Here is a 20343-nt window from a genome sequence, read left to right on the forward strand (position 1 = left end):
GGTCTTGATCCCATTCATTTTTAATATTCATATATGCAGCTGAGCGTGGAATATTTTATCCGTAGGGTGCATTCTATGCACCGCGAACAGAGAAAATAGATGCTGAAGCGCATCCTACGCAACTTATTGATCCCATTAGTTTTTAATATTCATATATGCAGCTGAGCGTGGAATATTTTATCCGTAGGGTGCATTCTATGCACCGTAAACAGAGGCAATCGGTGCTGAAGCGCACCCTACGCAAGGTCTTGATCCCATTCATTTTTACTATTAATAAATGCAGACGAGCGAGGCATGTTTTTATCCGTGATCTAGAGGGAGTGCAAACACGCTGTTCAATAGATTGATCAACATGGGAAGTTAATGAATGGAACGGGTATTATGTTATTGGTAGGGGGCATTCTATGCACCGCAGGCAGCGGCAATCGGTGCGGGCTAAGTGTCCCATCGCCAGTATCTAGCACAAGCTGAGGAATCAAATCCAAATAATACCAAAAGCATTAAGTTTATGATCACTTGATTAATGCGTTTGGTATAAATAGATCACCTAATGAGTAGGATTAATCTTAAGTACTTTCTGATCCTGGCTGTTCACCTTTTAAATTTTCTTTAAAAGCCTTAAGCGTTTTAAATAGAAGTTCAATTTTAACAACTATATCTGAAATTAAGGTTTTGTAATGTTGGTCATCATCAGTTTGAATTGCTTGCAGATCGGCAGCTAACTCTTCAACATAAGGTAAGAAGGTCGTGGAATGATTTTTAAACGCACTATCATTAGTAAATATTTGTGCAAACCCCGCTTTTTTTTGCTGACGTAGCTGCTCTAGCTGTTTATCTGCATCAATGGCACGATGGTAAATGATTTTTATATTTTCTTGTAACTGTTTAATCACAATTTCTTTATTCATTGTTTGCCCCTTTTAAAAGCGATTATAGCGAACTAATACTGAACAGATTTCTTAGATATTCGCAGATCTTTGTTTGTACCTATTCTATCATCGTTATCGGCTTCAGAGGTTAAGCTGCACGGTAGTTTAACTTAACGATCAATAAGACTCTGCGTTTGTTGTGATTTTATGTGGCGATTAAAGTTTTGTTCTTTTCGCCAGCAATTTCCCGACTTAATCTAGGCACTAAATAACCCGGTAATGCCGCGCTCATTTCTTGGGTTAATTGTATCGCGCGCTGTTCGGGTAAATCAAAATGTTGAGCACCCTGAACCTTATCTAATAAAAACAGGTAATAAGGCAGTATATGTGCCTCAAAAAGTGCTTCGCTAAGGTCAACCAGTGTCTGGCTGTTATCGTTTACGCCTTTTAATAATACACTTTGATTTAATAACTGCACGCCAGCCTGGTGGAGTTTATTCATTGCATTTTTAAATATTTGATCTATTTCATTAGCATGGTTGATATGTAATACGAAGACCACATTTAAACGACTTTTATTAAACATATTACACAGTTGGTCAGTGACTCGAGAGGGGATCACAACCGGTAGACGACTATGCAGTCTTAATCGTGTTAATTGTGGTAATAATTCCAATTCATCTATTACATATTGCAAGAAATCATCTTTACTCATTAAGGGATCACCTCCGCTTAATATGACTTCATTTACTTCAGGGTGGGATTTGATGTAAGTGATAATTTCCTGTAACTGTTTTTTATTAATATTATTATCCTGATAAGGGAAATGTCGCCTGAAACAGTAACGGCAATTAACCGCGCAACCCGATTTTAAGATCAGTAATACGCGGCTTTGGTATTTGTGTAATAAACCGGGAAGGGCACTATCATGCTCTTCTAAAGGATCTGTACTGTAACCTTCAGAAACTAATTCTTCATCGCTTATAGGTAAAACCTGTAGTAATAATGGGTCATTAATATCACCTTTTTTCATTTTTTTAATAAAGGGCATCGGTACCAGCATCGGGAAGCTTTTGCGGGCTTTTAAGCTTAACGGTACATTTTCTGGGGATATATCCAATAATTCTAATAGTTGTTGTGGATTTTTGACCGTATTCGCGAGTTCTTTTTGCCAACTAGGCAACACATCGGTATTATCCGTAGTAATTATTTGCAGCATATTTTATAAATCAATTTATAGTGAGGTAATGATGGGAACGTATAATACCAGTGAATTCAAGGGCGGGCTAAAATTTATGCTTGATAACGAGCCTTGTGCGATTATCGACAATGAATTCGTTAAACCAGGTAAAGGACAGGCATTCAGTCGGGTTAAACTGCGCAAACTTTTATCGGGTAAAGTGATTGAAAAAACCTTCAAATCTGGCGAGACAGTTGAATCTGCTGATGTTATGGATATTGAACTTTCATATCTCTACAGCGATGATGAGTTTTACCATTTTATGAATAATGAGACTTTCGAGCAAATTGCGGCAGATGTAAAAGCGGTTGGTGATATGGCTAAATGGCTGGTTGAGCAGGATATCTGTACCATCACTACTTGGAACGACAGACCCATAACCGTCACACCACCTAATTTTGTTGAACTGGAAGTGAAAGATACGGATCCAGGACTCAAAGGTGATACAGCAGGTACCGGTGGCAAACCTGCTACTCTGGCAACGGGCGCCCTTATTCGAGTGCCTTTATTTATTCAGATTGGTGATATTGTAAAAGTTGATACCCGCAGCGCTGAATATGTTGGCCGAGTGAAAAAATAAATTTCTCTGATATCGTCGGTGATCTGAGCATCAAGATAAAAAAACCAGCTAATTAGCTGGTTTTTTTGTTTTTAGAGCAGGTAACCACTAGAACATCTGCAGCAGTAGGGTAAAAACAAATATACTGACGGCAAAAGCAAAGCCGTAACAGAAAACCTGTTGCAAATCGCGTCCTCGTTTTATGCCTAGATCGTGTAACGCATGGTAAATACGATGCAGGGTATGCCATAAAGGTAAAGCAACCAGCACTAATACAATGGCGGCACCGTACCAGCTTGTGGCAAAGAGATGCACTTTTTCATAACTAAGATGTTTACTATCTATTAAACCAAGCGGAATTAGAATGCCGGTTATCAAAATCATGACGGGTGTCAGGAATGCGGTGAGCATACCTCCCGCACCAAATAATCCCCAGAAAATGGGTTCATGTGAACGTGTATAGGTTTTCTCTGTCGTATTAGACATTTCCATTCTCCTTACAGGGTGATAATTATTAGACAGAAAATACTCACTACAACGAATGCGCCATAATGACCCGCAATAATAAACTTGTCTGGTAATCTTTTCCCTTTGATCCATAAGGCGATAGCTTTAGGCGCAAGTGAAAACCAGGTAACAGTATGATACAGGGCTAATGCTAATGCGATAAGGTGCAGAATAATTGAAAATGGATGGTGTAATGCGGCCATCCAGGCATTAAAAGCGGCTTCACCCTGGCTTAAACGAAAAACTCCCCAGGCTAATATCAGGCTGTATAAGGTGATAAAAAGACTACTGCCTTCGCGAATCATATACTTTGTATAAAAGGCGTTTTTCAACCACCAATCTATGGGCAGTTCACGCACATAAGGTTTACGTTTACTCATTTTATTTAGTCTCCATAATTTAAAGCTGTCATCAATTCCATTGGCAGTTCATGCACATAAGGTTTGCGTTTACTCATTTTATTAACCTCCATAATTTAAACCTGTCATCAATTCGATCGGCAGTCCACGCACATAAGGTTTACGTTTACTCATTTTATTTAGTCTCCATAATTTAAACCTGTTATCAATTTAATTGAAAATTCAAGTCGGTAAGATTTTCCTTTGGGCATCATTATTCCCCTAATCAGGTTTAAACATACCAATTAAATAATCTTTACTGCTGTCGACTTTAAGCAGTTGAATTGCTGCAGCCGGGTCAACATCCTTAGGGCAAACTACCGAGCAATATCCGACAAAAGTGCAACCCCAAACGCCTTCTTCCTGATTGACTATTTTCATCCGCTCGGCTTCACCATTATCACGACTGTCGCGGTTGTATCGCGCCAGCAATGCAAGGGCCGCCGGGCCGGTAAACTTTTTGTCTAAGGCGTATTGCGGGCAGGCTGCATAACAAAGTCCGCAATTTATGCACATTGAAAACTGCTTAAATTTTTCCATCTGTAAAGGGGTTTGCTGATGGGGACCTGTCGCTAAATCTTTTTCTTTTTCAGGGATGAGATAGGGTTTAACGGACTCTAATTTATCGATGAAGTCATCCATTACTACGACCAAATCGCGTTCAATAGGGAAGTTAGCCAAGGGTGCTAATGTGACTTTCTTAGGGTAATAATCACGCAGGAATACTTTACAGCCTAATTTAGGCACGCCGTTTACCATCATTCCGCAGCTGCCACAAATCGCCATGCGGCAGGACCAGCGGAAACTCACGGTGCTGTCCAGATGATCTTTAATATATTGCAGGGATTCCAAAACAGACAAGTCTGCGCTGTACGGAACTTCATAGGATTGCGTGAAGGGCTTTTCATCCATTTCGGGGCGGTATCTTAATATATCTATTGTAATAGTTGACGCGTTCATTAAACTTCCTCCTGTGCAGACGCTGCTTTTGCTTTTTCAGCGGCGGCGTGTGCTTTGTCCGATGCTTCACCATAAACACGTTCAGCGGGCTGGCTTTTAGTAATTGTCACGGCGGAATACTCTATTTTGGGCGCTTTATCAGCTTGATAATATGCCAGTGAATGTTTTAAGAAATTTTGATCATCACGTTTATCAAAACCGTCAATACGTTGATGTGAGCCGCGCGACTCCTGTCGATTTATTGCGCTGTGTGCCATTGCTTCTGCGCTGTCGAGTAAATATCCCAATTCAACAGCATATAAAAATTCGGTATTAAACACGCTGGATTTATCAACAATCTTAATCTTTTTATAGCGTTCTTTAAGTTCGGCAAGTTTATCGATGGTTTTTTGCATTGATTCTTCGGTGCGATAAATGCCAACACCCTCTTCCATGCAGTCGCCCATTTCCAAACGAATGTCGGCCATCTTTTCAGTGCCTTCACTGTGTAATAAGGCTTCCGTACGGGCCAAAATAGCATCCGCCTGTTTTTTTAGGGGGGTGATATCGCAGTGGGCTGTATTGAGTGCATAATTTGCGGCTTCCTGACCCCCTAACTGGCCAAACACCGCAAGCTCAGTTAATGAATTTGAGCCTAAACGGTTGGCGCCATGCAAACCAATAGAAGCACATTCGCCTATTGCATATAACCCCGCCAGACTGGTTGCCGTTTTCGCATCCGTGGCGATTCCACCCATTGTATAGTGTACGGTAGGGCGAACTGGAATGGGTTCATAAACAGGATCCACTCCGACATAGGCTTTTGCCAGTTCGCGGATAAACGGCAGGCGTTCATTAATTTTTTCTTCACCCAAGTGACGAAGATCCATGTGAATATAGTCTCCGCGATCACCTTTAAAGACATTACCCTTTTGCTGCTCCTGCCAGAAGCATTGGCTGAGTTTGTCACGCGGGCCAAGTTCCATGTGTTTATTTTTAGTCTGTCCGACCGGTACTTCAGGCCCCAAGCCATAATCCTGCAGATAGCGGTAACCATTTTTATTGACTAAGATTCCTCCTTCACCACGACAACCTTCGGTCATTAAAATCCCACTGCCCGGTAAACCGGTCGGATGATACTGTACAAACTCCATGTCGCGCAGCGCAACACCGTGTCGATAAGCGAGAGACATGCCATCACCCGTGACAATACCGCCATTGGTATTGTAGCTGTAGACGCGACCCGCGCCACCGGTTGCCATGATCACCGATTTAGCCTGGATCAGTTTTACTTCACCTTCAGCAATATCAAGGATCATGACCCCCTGTATTTTATTGTCTTCAACAATCAGATCCAGGCAGAAATGCTCATCAAAGCGTCTGATTTTAGGAAACTGGATGGAGGTTTGAAAAAGAGTGTGCAGAATATGGAAGCCACTTTTATCGGCAGCGAACCAGGTACGTTCTATTTTCATTCCCCCGAATGCGCGGACATTAATAGAGCCATCCTCTTTACGGCTCCACGGACAGCCCCAATGTTCAAGTTGGGTAAGTTGTTTGGCTGCATTTTCCACAAAATACTCAACAACATCTTGTTCGCATAACCAATCACCACCAGAGACAGTATCATCGAAGTGGTGATCTAATGAATCATGACCTTGAACAACGCCTGCCGCGCCACCTTCAGCAGCAACCGTATGGCTGCGCATCGGATAAACCTTAGATATTAATGCGATATCGAGCTCTGGATGATTTTCTGCAATTTCAATAGCGGCTCGAAGACCTGAACCCCCGGCACCAATAATGGCAACATCTGTTTTAATTATCTGCACATTTCTACTCCTTTAGTTGTTTATACTATTCATCTTATTCATGTTCTTAAGATTATTCTTTGATTCTATCCAGTGAGTTGGTAAAAAACGTGAAATAAACAAGGTTATTTGAAAATAAGGGCTAAAGGCTGACAACTTATGTCAATATAAGGGGGGAGTATTACAAACAGATTTTTTATGTCCGAATTTTTTATTCTTCGGTAAACTAAGAGCCTATGCCATCATCCATGGCGGTGTAAAAAGGTCAATTTTTGACGGTAAAGGAACTAAAATGAGCTGGAAACCAAGTGCCAATATAAAAGAATTAAAACAACGGGCAAAAATATTACAGGCTATTCGGCAGTTTTTTATAACCCGCAGATTATTAGAAGTAGAGACGCCGGTGTTAAGTCAGGCGGGGGTGACGGATGTCCACCTGTTTTGTTTTAAAACCCATTTTATAGGGCCGCAAATATCCGCGTCTAAGCCTAGTGACCAAGGCTGCCCTCTGTATCTACAAACGTCGCCTGAATTTCATATGAAACGTCTTTTGTCTGCCGGCAGTGGCAGCATTTTTCAAATAAGTAAAGTCTTTCGCAATGAAGAATCGGGACGATTCCATAATCCTGAGTTTACCTTACTGGAATGGTACCGGGTTGGGTTTGACCATTTTAGTTTAATGGATGAAATGGATCAGTTATTACAATTTATTCTTAAGTCTGAACCAGCGCGTCGTTGTACCTATCAGAATGCTTTTTTAGAAGTATTAGCGGTTGATCCCCTCACTGCGAGCCTTGAGCAATTGAAGACGTCAGGAAAAAAGCTTAATCTAGGGGAGGTACTCAGTGAAGAGGCGGATCGGGATACTGTACTGCAGCTATTATTTTGTATCGCTATTGAACCTGTTATTGCGCAGCAGAGGCCCTGTTTTATTTATAACTTCCCCGCTTCACAGGCTGCGTTGGCAAGAATAAGTCCCGCAGATATGCGTGTCGCAGAACGTTTTGAGGTTTATTTTCAAGGGATTGAGTTGGCTAATGGTTTTCATGAATTGAGTGACGGGCAAGAGCAGTTAGAACGTTTTCAGGCCGATAATCGTTTACGGTCACAAAAAGGGCTTGCGCAAATGCCGATTGATGGGAACTTTATCTCGTCGCTGGCGTCTTTACCCGATTGTGCCGGTGTTGCCTTAGGAGTCGATCGCTTAGTGATGCTTGCCTGTGATAAAAAACATATTGATGATGTTATCAGTTTTACAATTAAAGGAGCCTGATGTGGCTAAATTATGGTTAACCGATCGTGCTTATCCGTTATGGGCGTACATATTTCGTATTCTGTACTGGTTATTGGCTATTTACCTTTCCTCTTTATATTTACAGCATTATGCTGATCATGATTGGTTTAAAATTGGCCTGATGTTATTAAGTGTCTTTTTTGTTATTATCTCTTTATTATTAGGACGTTGTCTGGATCGATTTTTTAAACCGGGCTAACCGAATTGTTTATTTTAAGACTATAATTTATTATTAATCCTAATATTAATCATATTTAGCCAAACTACTCGAAGAATAGATTCAATGGGTTTGGTTTTAATTCATTCACAGTGCAGAGGTGTTTATGGCGATTAAAAAAGTTAAATCAGAGTTTGAAAAATTATCGGCCATTTTGGATGAGGAGCTTATTGCTGATGAATGTACTGCTGGAGAATTACGGCATGTACATGATGAACTTCAAGAAGCGATACAATCGGGCGATCCGGCAAAATTGATTCGCGATAAAAAAATCACCCAGCAACTGATTGTTTTTGAAGAAACTAATCCGGTTGTCGGTAAGGTGATTAAAGACCTGATTTTAGCGCTTTCCAGCATGGGAATATAAACCCGCTGAATGAAAGCGAATAGTTTGTATTTTTTCTGAAAAATGGCCGCAAAAAACCGACATCCAGTCGGTTTTTTTAATGGTTTCATTTTATTTTTTTAAACCACAAAAGCAGTCAGTATCGTAACCTGCGTCAGGCATTCAAAATCATTCATCCATCCATGGTTTCTTGTTAAACCAATAACTACTCTGATTAAGTGATATAAAGCACGTTAGCGGATTTTATAGCAGACTTTAAATTAAAAGCTAGTTCACAAACCCTTTTTATTTAATATGATTATAATACATTAGAAAAAGGGAATACGACGAATTAGATCGTATTAAATGGAATGGAGCTCTAAACTATGAATGTAATCCATAAATGTAAAACAATCTTAAGAATGAAATCTAAATCGAATACTTCAATAAGCTTAAAAGATCGGGCAATGGCTGTATTTGAGCATGACTTACATCAAAAAAAAATGGCACATGCAAGAAAAAAAATTGATAAACAATAGCGCTTAGATGATGTAATCACAAAGGAGGCGTTTTGAAGCGAAGTTGCGGCAAGAGTAATACAAAGAAGCCTAAGATAGTAGATGCTGATAATGTAGACTCTAACATGTGTTATTTATTGCCATTATTTTGTAGCACATTTAATTTTTTATCAAAAAGTAAAACAGAGCAATCTTACCTTTTTCCTCTGATTCTAACGGAGAGTAAAGTACCTCACAGAGTGAAAATTTAAGCTATCGCCACGCTCTATTTTTCCCTGCCTTGGCTGAAATGAGTTAATGATCGTTTACAACTCACCAGCGTAAATCAGCCATTCAAAAATCATTTCGCCCGTGGTGCCTTAATACCTTGCTATAAGCACCAGCCTGATAAAAAAGTAGCACGTTATGCCAAAATCGTTGCTGCTAAACCAATAACAATCCGCATTAAGTCCTCTAAAAGCGACCTGGAAAACGACAATACCGAAAGTGTGGGGCGTGTAATGCACACTGTCGACTATATTCTTGTCCATGAGATCTGCCATTTACTCCGCCATGCTCACTCAGAAAAATTCTGAACAGAGGTCGGACAGGTAATGCAGAATCATAAAAACAGTAAAGAGTGATTGAAAGTATATGGCCATAATCTAGTGGTTTAGTGGCTTTAAAATTATTGTTAAAGATTTATATTATCAATAAAATAACGAAATGGCAGGGCTGTTTTTAACACACCATTTTAGGATTAATATTGATTTATTAACTGTTTTTTAAGTTATTTGCGTTGATTTGATGATCAATACAGACTTTAAATAAGAAAACGAAACTATTTATCATAAGCGGTATTTTGCGAATACTCTTTTTAACCGTTCGTTAGGTGTTGTCTCTACGCTCTCTATATAAGATTTGAGCATGATTTAATGTGGCTAGTACCGATAAAAAAAGCTTATAAATCACCTTGTCTGAACTATTTAAAAGGGGGGTTGTGGTGGGGTTGACTCTTTGTGTAGCATTACCTTTTTTGGGTTCGGTAAATTAATCAAACCTTGGCAATCATAGGTTTTTTAGGGGCTCTAGAAACTTTTTTGAATTAAGTGAATATTTTCATTATACCTTATCACATTTAGGCTATGCTTTTTATGTGACTCTAAAAGCTACGACACACCATTCATTTATGTTGCGCCTTGCTCTGGAGTCTGGACGTGCTTCTAATCAATGTATTTTAGTATATAAGGTTATAGGAAGTTCATATGAAAATCATCAAGTATATCTACCTAGCATTTTTTTTGCTCCTCTCTATTTTTTCTTGTTCAACCTTTGCTACCGCAATTGTGAAAACAAACTCATCCACTTACTTCTTCGAAGGCGGCGCAAAATTTAAAGATGGTCAAGTAAAAACTCAAACCTCAAGTGGCGATCTTTTTTATACGATGGGTGAGAATGAACGATGGGATTGGGTAGGCAAAGGAGCGGAAAAAGACCAATATAATGAATATTATGGTGGTTACGGCTGGACAAGTATAAAGCGAACAACAAATTCCTTTAATCAATTAGTAGGCCAGGATTATTACGGATACAGCGATAATGATACTGTATTGAATTTTATGAAATCGTTTATTGAATGGGATTTTACTGTTCTCAACGACAATGCTTGGTTAGATACAACAATAGTTACAGGTACGGGTTCAGCCCATTTTAATCTTTTTAACATCACTTCGGGTATAGATTCATTCGACTCAGGTAACTTAAACTCTTGGGAGATATTCGAGGAACACCATGTATTATTAGAACAAGGCAATCGTTATCGAATCTCTAGTTTAATGAATAATTCAGCAGGGGGGGATGGTTGGGAGATTTACAACTATTTAAGGTTTGATAATGCTAGTATCAGCATCGCCGCACCAAGCACCTTATTAGTCTTTATTTTTGGGTTAATGGTTTTGCTAAATCCGCAAAAATACTTAATAGCTCGCTCAAGAAAATTTTTAAATACCTAAGAGCAAAATAATTCATGAAGTGATCAATGATTGCGAAGGAAAAATTAACACTAACAAGGCGTGAATTACATTCGATCGTTATTTTCACTTCACAAAATAGTCTGGCACTATTTTGAACGGTTTTAGCTAACCACAAAATGGTGAAGAACAGGACGTTCTGAATAAAAATCACAATGCAATCAGGGATAATTTGAACCAGCAAGCCCCTTTTTAGCTCTTTTGCTATAACTGATCAGTTAAATTCTATATTCACCATCAGCCCCGTTATATGAACCACCAAAAGACGAGTATTAAGCGACGTCACATGTCTGCTTGCATGTTGCGATACTCTTTATTCTCCTTTTCAGCAGATCGATACCCTTGAAATATTTCCCCTTGCTGCTTAGACACTTTGTATCGCTAGCGCGGTACTATTAAATGTTCGAGCATGTGCTGCATTTTTTTAGCTTTATTGATCTGTGTATTTTTAGTGAAGCCGTTAGGAGGGTAATTAGTTTTTTTGATAGTACAGGCTTTCACAATGATCTTGAGACAAGTGTTTTTTGTTTTGTTGAAAGATTGGTTGGCCGCAAATGAAGAGGCAGATGATGCTAATAGTATATCAATGTAGGTAGTTGAATATTTAGCGTCAAAATAATGGTGATATCAGGTATTTTGGGGTTATAAAACATGACTAAATAAATTTAAAAGAGTGGCTATTTAAACGCTTCCATTTTAGATCTGCATGGAAGGTAATGCGCACCAAAACTACAAGACTTAAATTGGAAAATATTTTTCAAGGCTTAATGAAATGGTTGAATGACAGTTTGAAGGCTTAATAAAATGCTAACTGCACTTATTTTCTGCAGACATGAAAAAAGGCTAGTAAGCACTAGGCCTACTAACCTTTCCATATATAACGCTCCCTAATTGAGTTACACGGGAACATTACGACATTAAGTCGGTTTTTTAAGCTTAAAATTAAAGACTATTTTCTTAAATAAGAATTATAGTGCTTTGATTTTTGCAGAAAGACGGCTTTTCTTACGAGCAGCAGTATTTTTGTTAATTAAGCCTTTAGTTGCGTAGCTATCTAAAACTGATTGCAGTTTTACAAACTCAGCGGTAGCAACTTCTTTATTCGCAGCTTCGATAGCAACAACAACTTTCTTAATGAAAGTACGCATCATTGTACGACGGCTAGCATTATGTTTACGGCTTTTTTCAGATTGTAAAGCACGTTTTTTAGCAGACTTGATATTGGCCAAGACCTTAACTCCTAAATTCTGTATAACAAGGGATAATCAAAGGTCGTGGAATATGCCTTGTCATACGTATATTGTCAAATGATTTCTTTTTAACCACTTAAAAAACTGGTAAGAAACCAAGTAGATGGTTAAACTGCGCGCATTATATACCCAAGCAGCTTGACAATGCAAGAATCTGCACGCTTAGAAGTGACACTATTTCCAGCAGCAGATGGTATTGATAAACACTGACTATTTATACACAAGCTAACTTGTTGAGTGCATTTTTCAAATACATGGAATAAAATTAATATCCCCTTTAGGAAAATATTGTGAGTAAAAAATTACTGAGATCAGGTTTGATTGTAAGCTCTATGACATTAATTTCTAGGATTTTAGGTCTGCTAAGAGATGTTGTAATAGCAAACTTGATGGGAGCTGGGGCTGCCGCCGACGTGTTTTTCTTTGCCAATAAAATTCCTAATTTTTTACGGCGTTTATTTGCCGAAGGTGCCTTCGCACAAGCCTTTGTGCCGGTCTTGACGGAATACGAAAAAAAACAATCTTTTGATGAAGTTAAAAAATTAGTTGCAGCTGTTTCCGGCACCCTAGGCACTATTATTACTATTATTACGCTTCTCGGGGTGTTGGGTTCTTCCGTTATTACCGCATTATTCGGCTTTGGCTGGTTTTTAGACTGGTGGAACGGTGGCCCGGACGGACAAAAGTTTGAGCTTGCCTCTTTCATGTTAAAAATAACCTTTCCCTACTTATGGTTTATTACCTTTACTGCATTATCCGGTGCAATCTTAAATACTCTGGGTAAATTTGCTGTTGCGGCCTTTACGCCCGTCTTTTTGAATGTGGCGATTATCAGTTGTGCACTTTTTGTCTCCCCGCATTTGCAACAACCGGAAATAGGGTTAGCAATGGGCGTGTTTATTGGTGGCGCGATCCAGTTTTTTTTCCAGCTGCCTTTCTTACGTAAAGAAAAATTATTGGTTAAACCCACCTGGAATTGGCACCATCCGGGTGTTGTGAAAATCAGAGTATTGATGATTCCTGCATTATTTGGTGTGTCCGTTAGCCAAATTAATTTATTGCTTGATACTTTTATTGCCAGTTTTCTGCAAACGGGGTCAATAAGCTGGTTATATTACTCGGATCGTTTACTGGAATTTCCCTTAGGATTATTTGGTATCGCCATCGCAACGGTTATTTTACCGAGTCTGTCTTCATCCCACGTCACTAAATCCATCGATGATTTTGCTAAAACGCTGGATTGGGGGATCCGTATGGTCTGTATCTTAGGTTTTCCTGCGATGTTAGGGTTGATTATACTGGCGGAGCCTATGCTGCGGGTTTTATTTATGCGTGGTGAATTTGTTTCCCATGATGTTGCGATGGCATCAATGAGTTTATGGGCATACGGCAGTGGATTGTTGAGTTTTATGATGGTTAAAATATTAGCGCCCGGATACTACGCACGTCAGGATACAAGGACCCCGGTAAAATACGGGATGATTGCCATGGTCAGTAATATGGGCTTAAACATTATCTTTGCGATCCCCTACGGTTATGTCGGTCTTGCCATTGCAACCTCAATATCAGCGACCTTAAATGCAAGTTTGTTATGGTTTGGTTTATACCAAAAAGGTATTTACCAAAAACAAAAAGACAGTGTGTCGGTATTACTGCGGATTATGATTGCGGGTCTAGTGATGGCCGCAGGTTTAGTTACCTTCAATCCAGCGCTACAGGAGTGGAGTCAATTGACTTGGCTTGCAGCAGCGCTAAAACTGTTTTATTTAATCGCGGCGGGTGCCGTCTTGTATTTGTTTGCTTTAGGCTTGACCGGATTACGCTTTAGGCATTTTCAGATAAGAATGGCTAAATGAGGGCTGATTAGTTGCGCTGCTTAATATATAATCCACTCTTTGTGTTTTATAGCCTCTTAATTAAGTAAAAACAAAATGGAATTATTACGCGGCATTCACAATATCAAAGCATCCCATCAGGGATGCGTTTTGAGTATTGGCAATTTTGATGGAGTACATTTAGGCCATAAAGCGGTGCTTTCTCGATTATTATTTGAGGCTAAGCGCCTGCAGGTACCTGCAACTGTTTTAACATTTGAACCGCAACCTGCTGAGCTGTTTTCCGCAGAGAATGCGCCTGCTCGATTAAGCCGCTTACGTGATAAATTTATACAACTTGATAAGCTTGGGTTAGATCGCCTTTTATGTGTTTCATTTACCCATCAATTCGCTAATTTAAGTGCACAAGATTTCATTGAAGAGTTGTTGATAAAAAAACTCGGGGTGAAGTTTTTGGTGATCGGTGATGATTTTCATTTTGGTTACCAACGTAAGGGCGACTTTGAGTTATTAAAAAAAGCCGGTCAAAAGTATGGCTTTGAGGTGGTTGATACCCACAGTCTGACCCAACAAGAATATCGTGTTAGTAGTAGCCGTATTCGTGCCGCTTTGGCTGCGGGCGACATGCGACAAGCCGCGTTAATGCTCGGCCGAAAATACAGTATAACCGGCAGAGTAGTGCATGGAAGAAAGTTAGGACGTACTATTGGTGTGCCCACTGCGAACCTGTTATTAAAACGTCGAGTATCGCCTGTTTCAGGTGTATTTGTGGTCTCGGTGCTGGGCATTGGCAATAATATTTATCAGGGGGTGGCTAATATTGGTCAGCGTCCTACTGTGCAGGGCGTCCGTCAGCAGTTAGAAGTGCATATATTTAACTTTGATGCGAACTTATACGGTATGCAGTTAGAAGTCGTGTTAGAAGAAAAAATACGCGATGAAGTGCGCTTTGATTCATTCGCAGAATTAAAAATTCAGATCGACAAAGACATCAAGCAGGGCAGACAATGGCACTTGCTTAATAAATAACCACAAACTACTTAAAGATGCAGTAATACGTTAGTCGTACATGACTTTTAAAATTAATGTTAAGTAGCTTGGGTATCAATCCCAACGTAATGCCAGATGGAATAAAAATCAATGAGTGATTACAAAAGTACATTAAACCTACCGAAAACAGGTTTCCCGATGCGTGCAAATCTTGCTAATCGTGAACCTAATATGCTGAAAAATTGGTACAGCAACGACCTTTACGGAAAGATCCGTGCAGCTAAAAAAGGTAAAAAAACATTTATTCTGCATGATGGTCCTCCCTATGCAAATGGTGATATTCATATCGGTCACTCGGTTAATAAAATTCTTAAAGACATTATTATTAAATCAAAAACATTATCTGATTTTGATGCACCCTATATCCCAGGTTGGGATTGTCATGGTCTGCCCATTGAGTTAAAAGTAGAGCAAAAAGTTGGCAAACCCGGCAAAAAAATCAGTGCCGCTGAATTCCGCAAAAAATGCCGTGAATATGCAGCACGCCAAGTTGACGGCCAGCGTAAAGATTTTAAACGTCTGGGTGTGTTAGGCGAGTGGGATAAACCCTACCTTACGATGGACTTTGGCACCGAAGCGAACATCGTTCGCGCGCTGGCGCAAGTCATTAAAAATGATCACCTTCACAAAGGCTCTAAACCTGTACATTGGTGTACAGACTGCGGCAGTGCATTGGCTGAAGCCGAAGTTGAATATGAAGATAAACTATCGCCGGCCATTGATGTGGCTTTTAGCGCGATCGATAATGATCAAGTTTTAAACTGTTTTACCGCTGTGAGTGATAATCTGGGGAAAGGTGATATATCTGCCGTGATCTGGACAACGACGCCCTGGACACTGCCGGCTAACCGCGCAATTGCCTTAGCACAAAAAGTAGAATACTCCTTAGTACAAGCAGGAGAACGGCGTTTAATTATAGCGACGGATCTGGTGGCCGATTGTCTGAAACGTTACGGCAATGAAGATTTCAGTACCTTAGCTATCTGTAAAGGGATTGATTTAGAGAAACAATTATTTAACCATCCCTTTTTAGATCTGCAGGTACCGGCTATTCTTGCCGATTATGTCACCGTTGATGCGGGGACAGGTTGTGTACATACCGCGCCGGGGCATGGTCAGGACGATTACGCCGTTGGTCTGCGTTACGGTTTAGAAGTTGCTAATCCCGTTGCGGATAATGGTGTTTTCCGTGAAGACACAGAATTTTTTGCCGGCTTACACGTCTTTAAAGCTAACGACCGGGTGCTTGAAGTATTAGCAGAAAAGAATGCATTACTGTGCTCTATTAAATTGAATCACAGTTACCCGCATTGTTGGAGACATAAAACGCCGATCATTTTCCGCGCTACGCCGCAATGGTTTATCGCCATGGATCAAAAAGGTTTACGTGCTGATGCACTGGCTGAAATCCAAGATGTTAAATGGATTCCAAGCTGGGGCCAGCAACGTATTGAAAAAATGGTCGAGAACCGTCCTGACTGGTGTATCTCCCGTCAACGTACCTGGGGTGTTCCTATTACCCTGTTTGTCCATAAAGAAACCGACGAACTGCACCCTAACAGCGTTGAAATGATGGAACTTGTTGCGCGCAAAATTGAAATCGATGGCATTCAAGCCTGGTGGGATTTAGAGCCGGAAACCCTGTTAGGGTTTGAAGCTGAAGAATACCGTAAAGTCACAGATACTTTAGATGTGTGGTTTGATTCCGGTACAACACATACTTCGGTTGTGGCAAAACGTCTAGAGTATACCCTAGCGTCCGGCGAACAGGCTCAAGCAGATCTCTATCTTGAAGGTTCAGATCAACACCGCGGCTGGTTCCAGTCATCGTTAATGACCGGTATGGCGATTAATAATAAAGCCCCTTACAAAGAAGTATTAACCCACGGTTTTGTGGTTGACGGTAAGGGCAAAAAAATGTCTAAGTCGTTAGGCAATGTAATGTCTCCACAAACTGTGATGAATAATCTTGGCGCGGATATTCTGCGTTTATGGGTAGCCTCAACGGATTACTCCGGTGAGATGACGGTTTCCGATGAAATACTTAATCGCAGCGCAGACAGCTACCGTCGTATCCGTAATACATCACGTTTCTTACTGGCTAACTTAAACGGTTTTGAACCAACCACTGATTTAGTGCCTAATGAAGAAATGGTTGCGCTGGATCGCTGGATTGTAGCGCAAACATTAATATTGCAAAATGATGTTATTGAAGCATACGACAGTTATAGTCTGCATGTGGTTTACCAAAAATTGACCCATTTCTGCTCTATCGAATTAGGCAGCTTCTACTTAGATATTATTAAAGATCGCCAGTACACAGCCAAAGCGGACAGTAACGCGCATCGCAGTTGTCAAACCGCATTGTTCCATATTGCAGAAGCGCTGGTACGTTTGATGGCGCCAATTCTAAGTTTTACCGCGGATGAGATTTGGGCGCGTTTGCCGGGCGCACGTGATGAATTTGTATTTACCACGGTTTGGTACGATGGTTTGTTCAGTCTGTCTGATAATGAAGCCTTAAGTGGTGCCGCATGGTCGAAGTTGACTGTCGTCCGTGCCGAAGTTAATAAAGCCTTAGAAATCGCCCGTAAAGAGAATGTCATTGGCGGTGGTTTAGAAGCCGAAGTCACACTTTATGCATCCGATGAAATAACGACTTTATTAACCACCTTAGAAGATGAATTGCGTTTTGTTCTGATCACATCACAAGCAGTGGTTAAACCCCTGGCGAATGCGCCGCAATCTGCTTTTAAAACCGAGATGGCCGGTTTATTGGTCACCGTGGTTAAGAGTGCGGCGCAGAAGTGTGAGCGTTGTTGGCATCACCGCGAAGAGGTTGGACAAAATGAACAGCATCCTGAATTATGTGATCGCTGCGTGACTAATATTGAAGGGCAGGGTGAAGTCCGTAAATTTGCGTAAGCAAAGTTGCATTCTCTAACATAAACCCAAACGCCTTACTATTTTAAGGCGTTTTTTAATTGGGATTTAGAATGGCAGAAATAATAGAAAAATCAGGTTTGCGCTGGTTATGGCTTGCCGCAATAATGTTAGCATTTGACCAGGTGACTAAGTATTGGACAATACAATCATTAGATTTATATGAATCTTATAAGATATCTTCATTCTTCAGTTTTACCTACGCAAGAAATTACGGTGCAGCCTTTAGCTTTTTAGGTGATGCGGGGGGATGGCAACGATATTTGTTTACGGCAATTGCAATCCTTGTTTCAGGCTATTTAGTTTATTTATTAAAGAAAAACTCTTCTGCTGAACGTTGGATTAACTGTGCTTATGCATTGATTTTATCGGGCGCGCTTGGCAATGTAATTGATCGTATAATGTTTGGTTATGTTGTTGATTTTTTAGATTTTGATTTAGGTTTTTATCGCTGGCCAACCTTTAATATTGCAGATATTGCTATTTTTATTGGGGCTGCAATAATGATTTTTGAGTCTTTTTTTGCCAAACAGGCAAAACCAATTAAACAACCAAAGGGAAATAAAAATGTCTGAAGTTAATAACCTGTCTATCGTAAATGAAAGTGAAGTACTGATGCATTTTTCGATTCGTTTATCCGATGGATCTGCTGTTGACAGTACTAAAGTTTCTAATAAACCTGCAAAGTTTGTAATGGGCGATGGCAGTTTAACGCCTGGTTTTGAAGATTGTTTGCTTGGCTTACAAGTCGGACAATCAGAAACTTTTACCCTGGCGCCCGAGTCAGCATTTGGTTTGCCTAATCCGGATAATATTCATCATCTTGAATTAAGTAAATTCAGCAGTGATGTACCCGCAGAAATAGGCACAATTATTAGCTTTAAGCAGCCAAATGGTGAGGAAATTCCCGGTATTATTCGGGAGATTGTCGCCGACAGTGTTACCGTTGATTTCAACCATCCGCTTGCGGGTCAAACGGTCACCTTTGAAGTAGATGTATTAGAAGTTTTAAACTAAATAGGCCGATAGCTGACAGACGACTGCTTTCAGCTTTCAGCTTTCAGCTTCGAGCTTCGAGCTTCGAGCTGATAGCTGACGGCTGACGGCTGCCAGCTTCTTAAATAAAGGTTACTTATGGAAATTATTTTAGCGAATCCGCGTGGTTTTTGTGCGGGTGTCCATCGTGCTATTTCAATTGTTGATCGTGCATTAGATATTTTTACACCGCCGATTTATGTGCGTCATGAAGTCGTGCATAACCAGTATGTGGTTGATGACTTAAGGGCCCGTGGCGCGGTTTTTGTCGAAGAGTTAGATGAAGTACCTGAGAACAGTATCGTTATTTTCAGTGCCCATGGCGTTGCACAATCGGTGCGCGCAGAAGCCAAACGGCGCGATCTTAAGATCTTTGATGCAACTTGTCCGTTAGTGACTAAAGTACATATGGAAGTGACGCGTGCCAGTCGTCGCGGGCAGGAATGTATTTTGATCGGCCATCAGGGCCATCCAGAGGTAGTTGGCACTATGGGGCAATATGATAATCCCCAGGGTGGGATTTATTTGGTTGAATCGCCTGAAGATATCAAAACGTTACAGGTTAAAAACCCCAACAGTCTTTGTTTTAGCTCGCAAACGACCCTGTCCGTCGATGATACCGCCAATATTATCATCGCATTACGTGAGAAATTCCCTAAGATTGACGGGCCACGTAAAGATGATATCTGTTATGCAACACAGAATCGCCAGGATGCCGTTAAAGCGCTTGCTGAAAAAAGTGATCTTGTTTTAGTGGTTGGCTCGACCAATTCTTCGAATTCCAATCGTTTACAGGAAAAAGCAAGTTGTGTCGGTGTGAATGCATACCTTATTGACAGTGAAAAAGATATTAAACCTGAATGGCTTGAAAATGTAAAAGTGGTTGGCGTTACTGCGGGTGCTTCTGCGCCGGAAGTGTTGGTCAAAGCCGTGATCGCCAGGCTTAAAAAACTGGGTGGGACTATGGTGACTGAAAATGCGGGTGTTGAGGAAAATATTATCTTTGAAGTGCCCGCCGAACTGCGTATTAAGCAAATCGATTGATTTTTATAAAATCACTTTTCTTTTTTAGAGTGGAATGCCTTTAAAAATACAACTGGCGTAGCATTTTTTGCATTTTCTCTCTGTATATTTACCGTCATTAGTATTAAAGTGGTGGGATATATTTTCGTTTAAAAATAATATAAAGAGATCTTGATGAAAAAAATAGAAGCAATAATTAAACCCTTTAAAATGGATGATGTTCGTGAAGCGCTTGCCGATATTGACATCACAGGTATGACGGTTTCTGAGGTGAAGGGTTTTGGTCGTCAGAAAGGGCATACTGAGCTTTATCGTGGTGCTGAATATATGGTTGATTTTTTACCTAAAGTAAAAATAGAATTAGTCGTTAAAAAAGAAGATGTTGACCGCTGTATTGAAGCCATTATGGGTACTGCACAAACAGGTAAAATAGGCGATGGTAAAATTTTCGTTATGCCCGTTGAACGTGTTATTCGAATTCGTACTGGTGAAGAGGATAATGAAGCCGTTTAGTCGCTTCT

At 40.3% G+C, this 20343-nt stretch carries 20 protein-coding genes; 13 read left to right on the plus strand and 7 right to left on the minus strand.

Features of this window, described 5'->3' with window-relative positions:
* Positions 1-566: 566 nt before the first annotated feature.
* Both CXF72_RS12300 and epmB read right to left on the minus strand, forming a co-directional pair.
* Positions 567-908: a hypothetical protein gene (locus CXF72_RS12300; RefSeq protein WP_101039308.1), complete on the minus strand. Its 342-nt coding sequence runs from the start codon at positions 906-908 to the stop codon at positions 567-569.
* A gap of 166 nt (positions 909-1074) precedes the next feature.
* Complete coding sequence (gene epmB / locus CXF72_RS12305; RefSeq protein WP_101039309.1) at positions 1075-2088, minus strand: EF-P beta-lysylation protein EpmB; 1014 nt, start codon at positions 2086-2088, stop codon at positions 1075-1077.
* A 31-nt stretch (positions 2089-2119) separates the two neighbouring features.
* On the opposite strand from epmB, the gene efp reads away from it, so the two are divergent.
* A complete protein-coding gene (efp, locus tag CXF72_RS12310; protein ID WP_101039352.1) occupies positions 2120-2689 on the plus strand; it encodes an elongation factor P in 570 nt (189 codons plus the stop codon).
* An 87-nt stretch (positions 2690-2776) separates the two neighbouring features.
* Here the strand turns inward: efp and frdD are convergent, their stop codons facing one another.
* The 4 genes from frdD to frdA form a co-directional block, all read right to left on the minus strand.
* On the minus strand, positions 2777-3154 hold the full coding sequence (gene frdD / locus CXF72_RS12315; protein ID WP_101039310.1) for a fumarate reductase subunit FrdD: 378 nt from the start codon (positions 3152-3154) through the stop codon (positions 2777-2779).
* 11 nt (positions 3155-3165) lie between these two features.
* Positions 3166-3555 carry a fumarate reductase subunit C gene (locus CXF72_RS12320; protein ID WP_101039311.1) on the minus strand — a complete coding sequence of 130 codons (390 nt, stop codon included), beginning with the start codon at positions 3553-3555 and terminating at the stop codon, positions 3166-3168.
* A 240-nt stretch (positions 3556-3795) separates the two neighbouring features.
* On the minus strand, positions 3796-4533 hold the full coding sequence (locus tag CXF72_RS12325; RefSeq protein ID WP_101039312.1) for a succinate dehydrogenase/fumarate reductase iron-sulfur subunit: 738 nt from the start codon (positions 4531-4533) through the stop codon (positions 3796-3798).
* The gene (gene frdA / locus CXF72_RS12330) at positions 4533-6344 is read right to left on the minus strand and encodes a fumarate reductase (quinol) flavoprotein subunit (RefSeq protein WP_101039313.1); all 1812 of its coding nucleotides are present in this window, start codon (positions 6342-6344) and stop codon (positions 4533-4535) included. The genes CXF72_RS12325 and frdA overlap by 1 nt, the downstream gene beginning before the upstream one ends.
* A 271-nt stretch (positions 6345-6615) precedes the next feature.
* Between frdA and epmA the strand changes: the two genes are divergently transcribed.
* From epmA to CXF72_RS12355, 5 genes are all read left to right on the plus strand, one after another.
* The gene (epmA, locus tag CXF72_RS12335) at positions 6616-7596 is read left to right on the plus strand and encodes an elongation factor P--(R)-beta-lysine ligase (RefSeq protein ID WP_101039314.1); all 981 of its coding nucleotides are present in this window, start codon (positions 6616-6618) and stop codon (positions 7594-7596) included.
* Between the two features lies 1 nt (position 7597).
* On the plus strand, positions 7598-7816 hold the full coding sequence (locus tag CXF72_RS12340) for a hypothetical protein (protein WP_101039315.1): 219 nt from the start codon (positions 7598-7600) through the stop codon (positions 7814-7816).
* Positions 7817-7940: 124 nt separating this feature from the next.
* Positions 7941-8201, plus strand: a complete 261-nt coding sequence (locus CXF72_RS12345) for a DUF4404 family protein (RefSeq protein WP_101039316.1) — start codon at positions 7941-7943, stop codon at positions 8199-8201.
* A gap of 976 nt (positions 8202-9177) precedes the next feature.
* Complete coding sequence (locus CXF72_RS20275) at positions 9178-9252, plus strand: YgjP-like metallopeptidase domain-containing protein (RefSeq protein ID WP_157823256.1); 75 nt, start codon at positions 9178-9180, stop codon at positions 9250-9252.
* Positions 9253-9921: 669 nt separating this feature from the next.
* The gene (locus CXF72_RS12355) at positions 9922-10668 is read left to right on the plus strand and encodes a hypothetical protein (RefSeq protein WP_101039318.1); all 747 of its coding nucleotides are present in this window, start codon (positions 9922-9924) and stop codon (positions 10666-10668) included.
* 986 nt (positions 10669-11654) lie between these two features.
* Here CXF72_RS12355 and rpsT read toward each other — a convergent pair.
* Positions 11655-11915 (minus strand): 30S ribosomal protein S20, encoded by a 261-nt coding sequence (gene rpsT, locus CXF72_RS12360; RefSeq protein ID WP_011771513.1) that lies wholly within the window; start codon positions 11913-11915, stop codon positions 11655-11657.
* A gap of 311 nt (positions 11916-12226) precedes the next feature.
* Between rpsT and murJ the strand changes: the two genes are divergently transcribed.
* The 7 genes from murJ (at position 12227) to glnB (ending at position 20335) form a co-directional block, all read left to right on the plus strand.
* Entirely contained in the window at positions 12227-13792 is a 1566-nt protein-coding gene (gene murJ / locus CXF72_RS12365) for a murein biosynthesis integral membrane protein MurJ (protein WP_101039319.1), read from the plus strand.
* A 75-nt stretch (positions 13793-13867) separates the two neighbouring features.
* On the plus strand, positions 13868-14800 hold the full coding sequence (gene ribF, locus CXF72_RS12370) for a bifunctional riboflavin kinase/FAD synthetase (RefSeq protein WP_101039320.1): 933 nt from the start codon (positions 13868-13870) through the stop codon (positions 14798-14800).
* Between the two features lie 111 nt (positions 14801-14911).
* Positions 14912-17746: an isoleucine--tRNA ligase gene (gene ileS, locus CXF72_RS12375; RefSeq protein ID WP_101039321.1), complete on the plus strand. Its 2835-nt coding sequence runs from the start codon at positions 14912-14914 to the stop codon at positions 17744-17746.
* Positions 17747-17817: 71 nt separating this feature from the next.
* Complete coding sequence (lspA, locus tag CXF72_RS12380; RefSeq protein WP_101039322.1) at positions 17818-18339, plus strand: signal peptidase II; 522 nt, start codon at positions 17818-17820, stop codon at positions 18337-18339.
* The gene (fkpB, locus tag CXF72_RS12385; protein ID WP_101039323.1) at positions 18332-18781 is read left to right on the plus strand and encodes an FKBP-type peptidyl-prolyl cis-trans isomerase; all 450 of its coding nucleotides are present in this window, start codon (positions 18332-18334) and stop codon (positions 18779-18781) included. Before lspA ends, fkpB begins: the two co-directional genes overlap by 8 nt.
* Positions 18782-18898: 117 nt before the next feature.
* The gene (gene ispH, locus CXF72_RS12390) at positions 18899-19843 is read left to right on the plus strand and encodes a 4-hydroxy-3-methylbut-2-enyl diphosphate reductase (protein ID WP_101039324.1); all 945 of its coding nucleotides are present in this window, start codon (positions 18899-18901) and stop codon (positions 19841-19843) included.
* Positions 19844-19996: 153 nt separating this feature from the next.
* Complete coding sequence (gene glnB, locus CXF72_RS12395; RefSeq protein WP_011771506.1) at positions 19997-20335, plus strand: nitrogen regulatory protein P-II; 339 nt, start codon at positions 19997-19999, stop codon at positions 20333-20335.
* Positions 20336-20343 lie beyond the last annotated feature (8 nt).

Origin of the sequence: Psychromonas sp. MB-3u-54, assembly GCF_002836415.1 — a bacterium.
GTDB lineage: Bacteria > Pseudomonadota > Gammaproteobacteria > Enterobacterales > Psychromonadaceae > Psychromonas.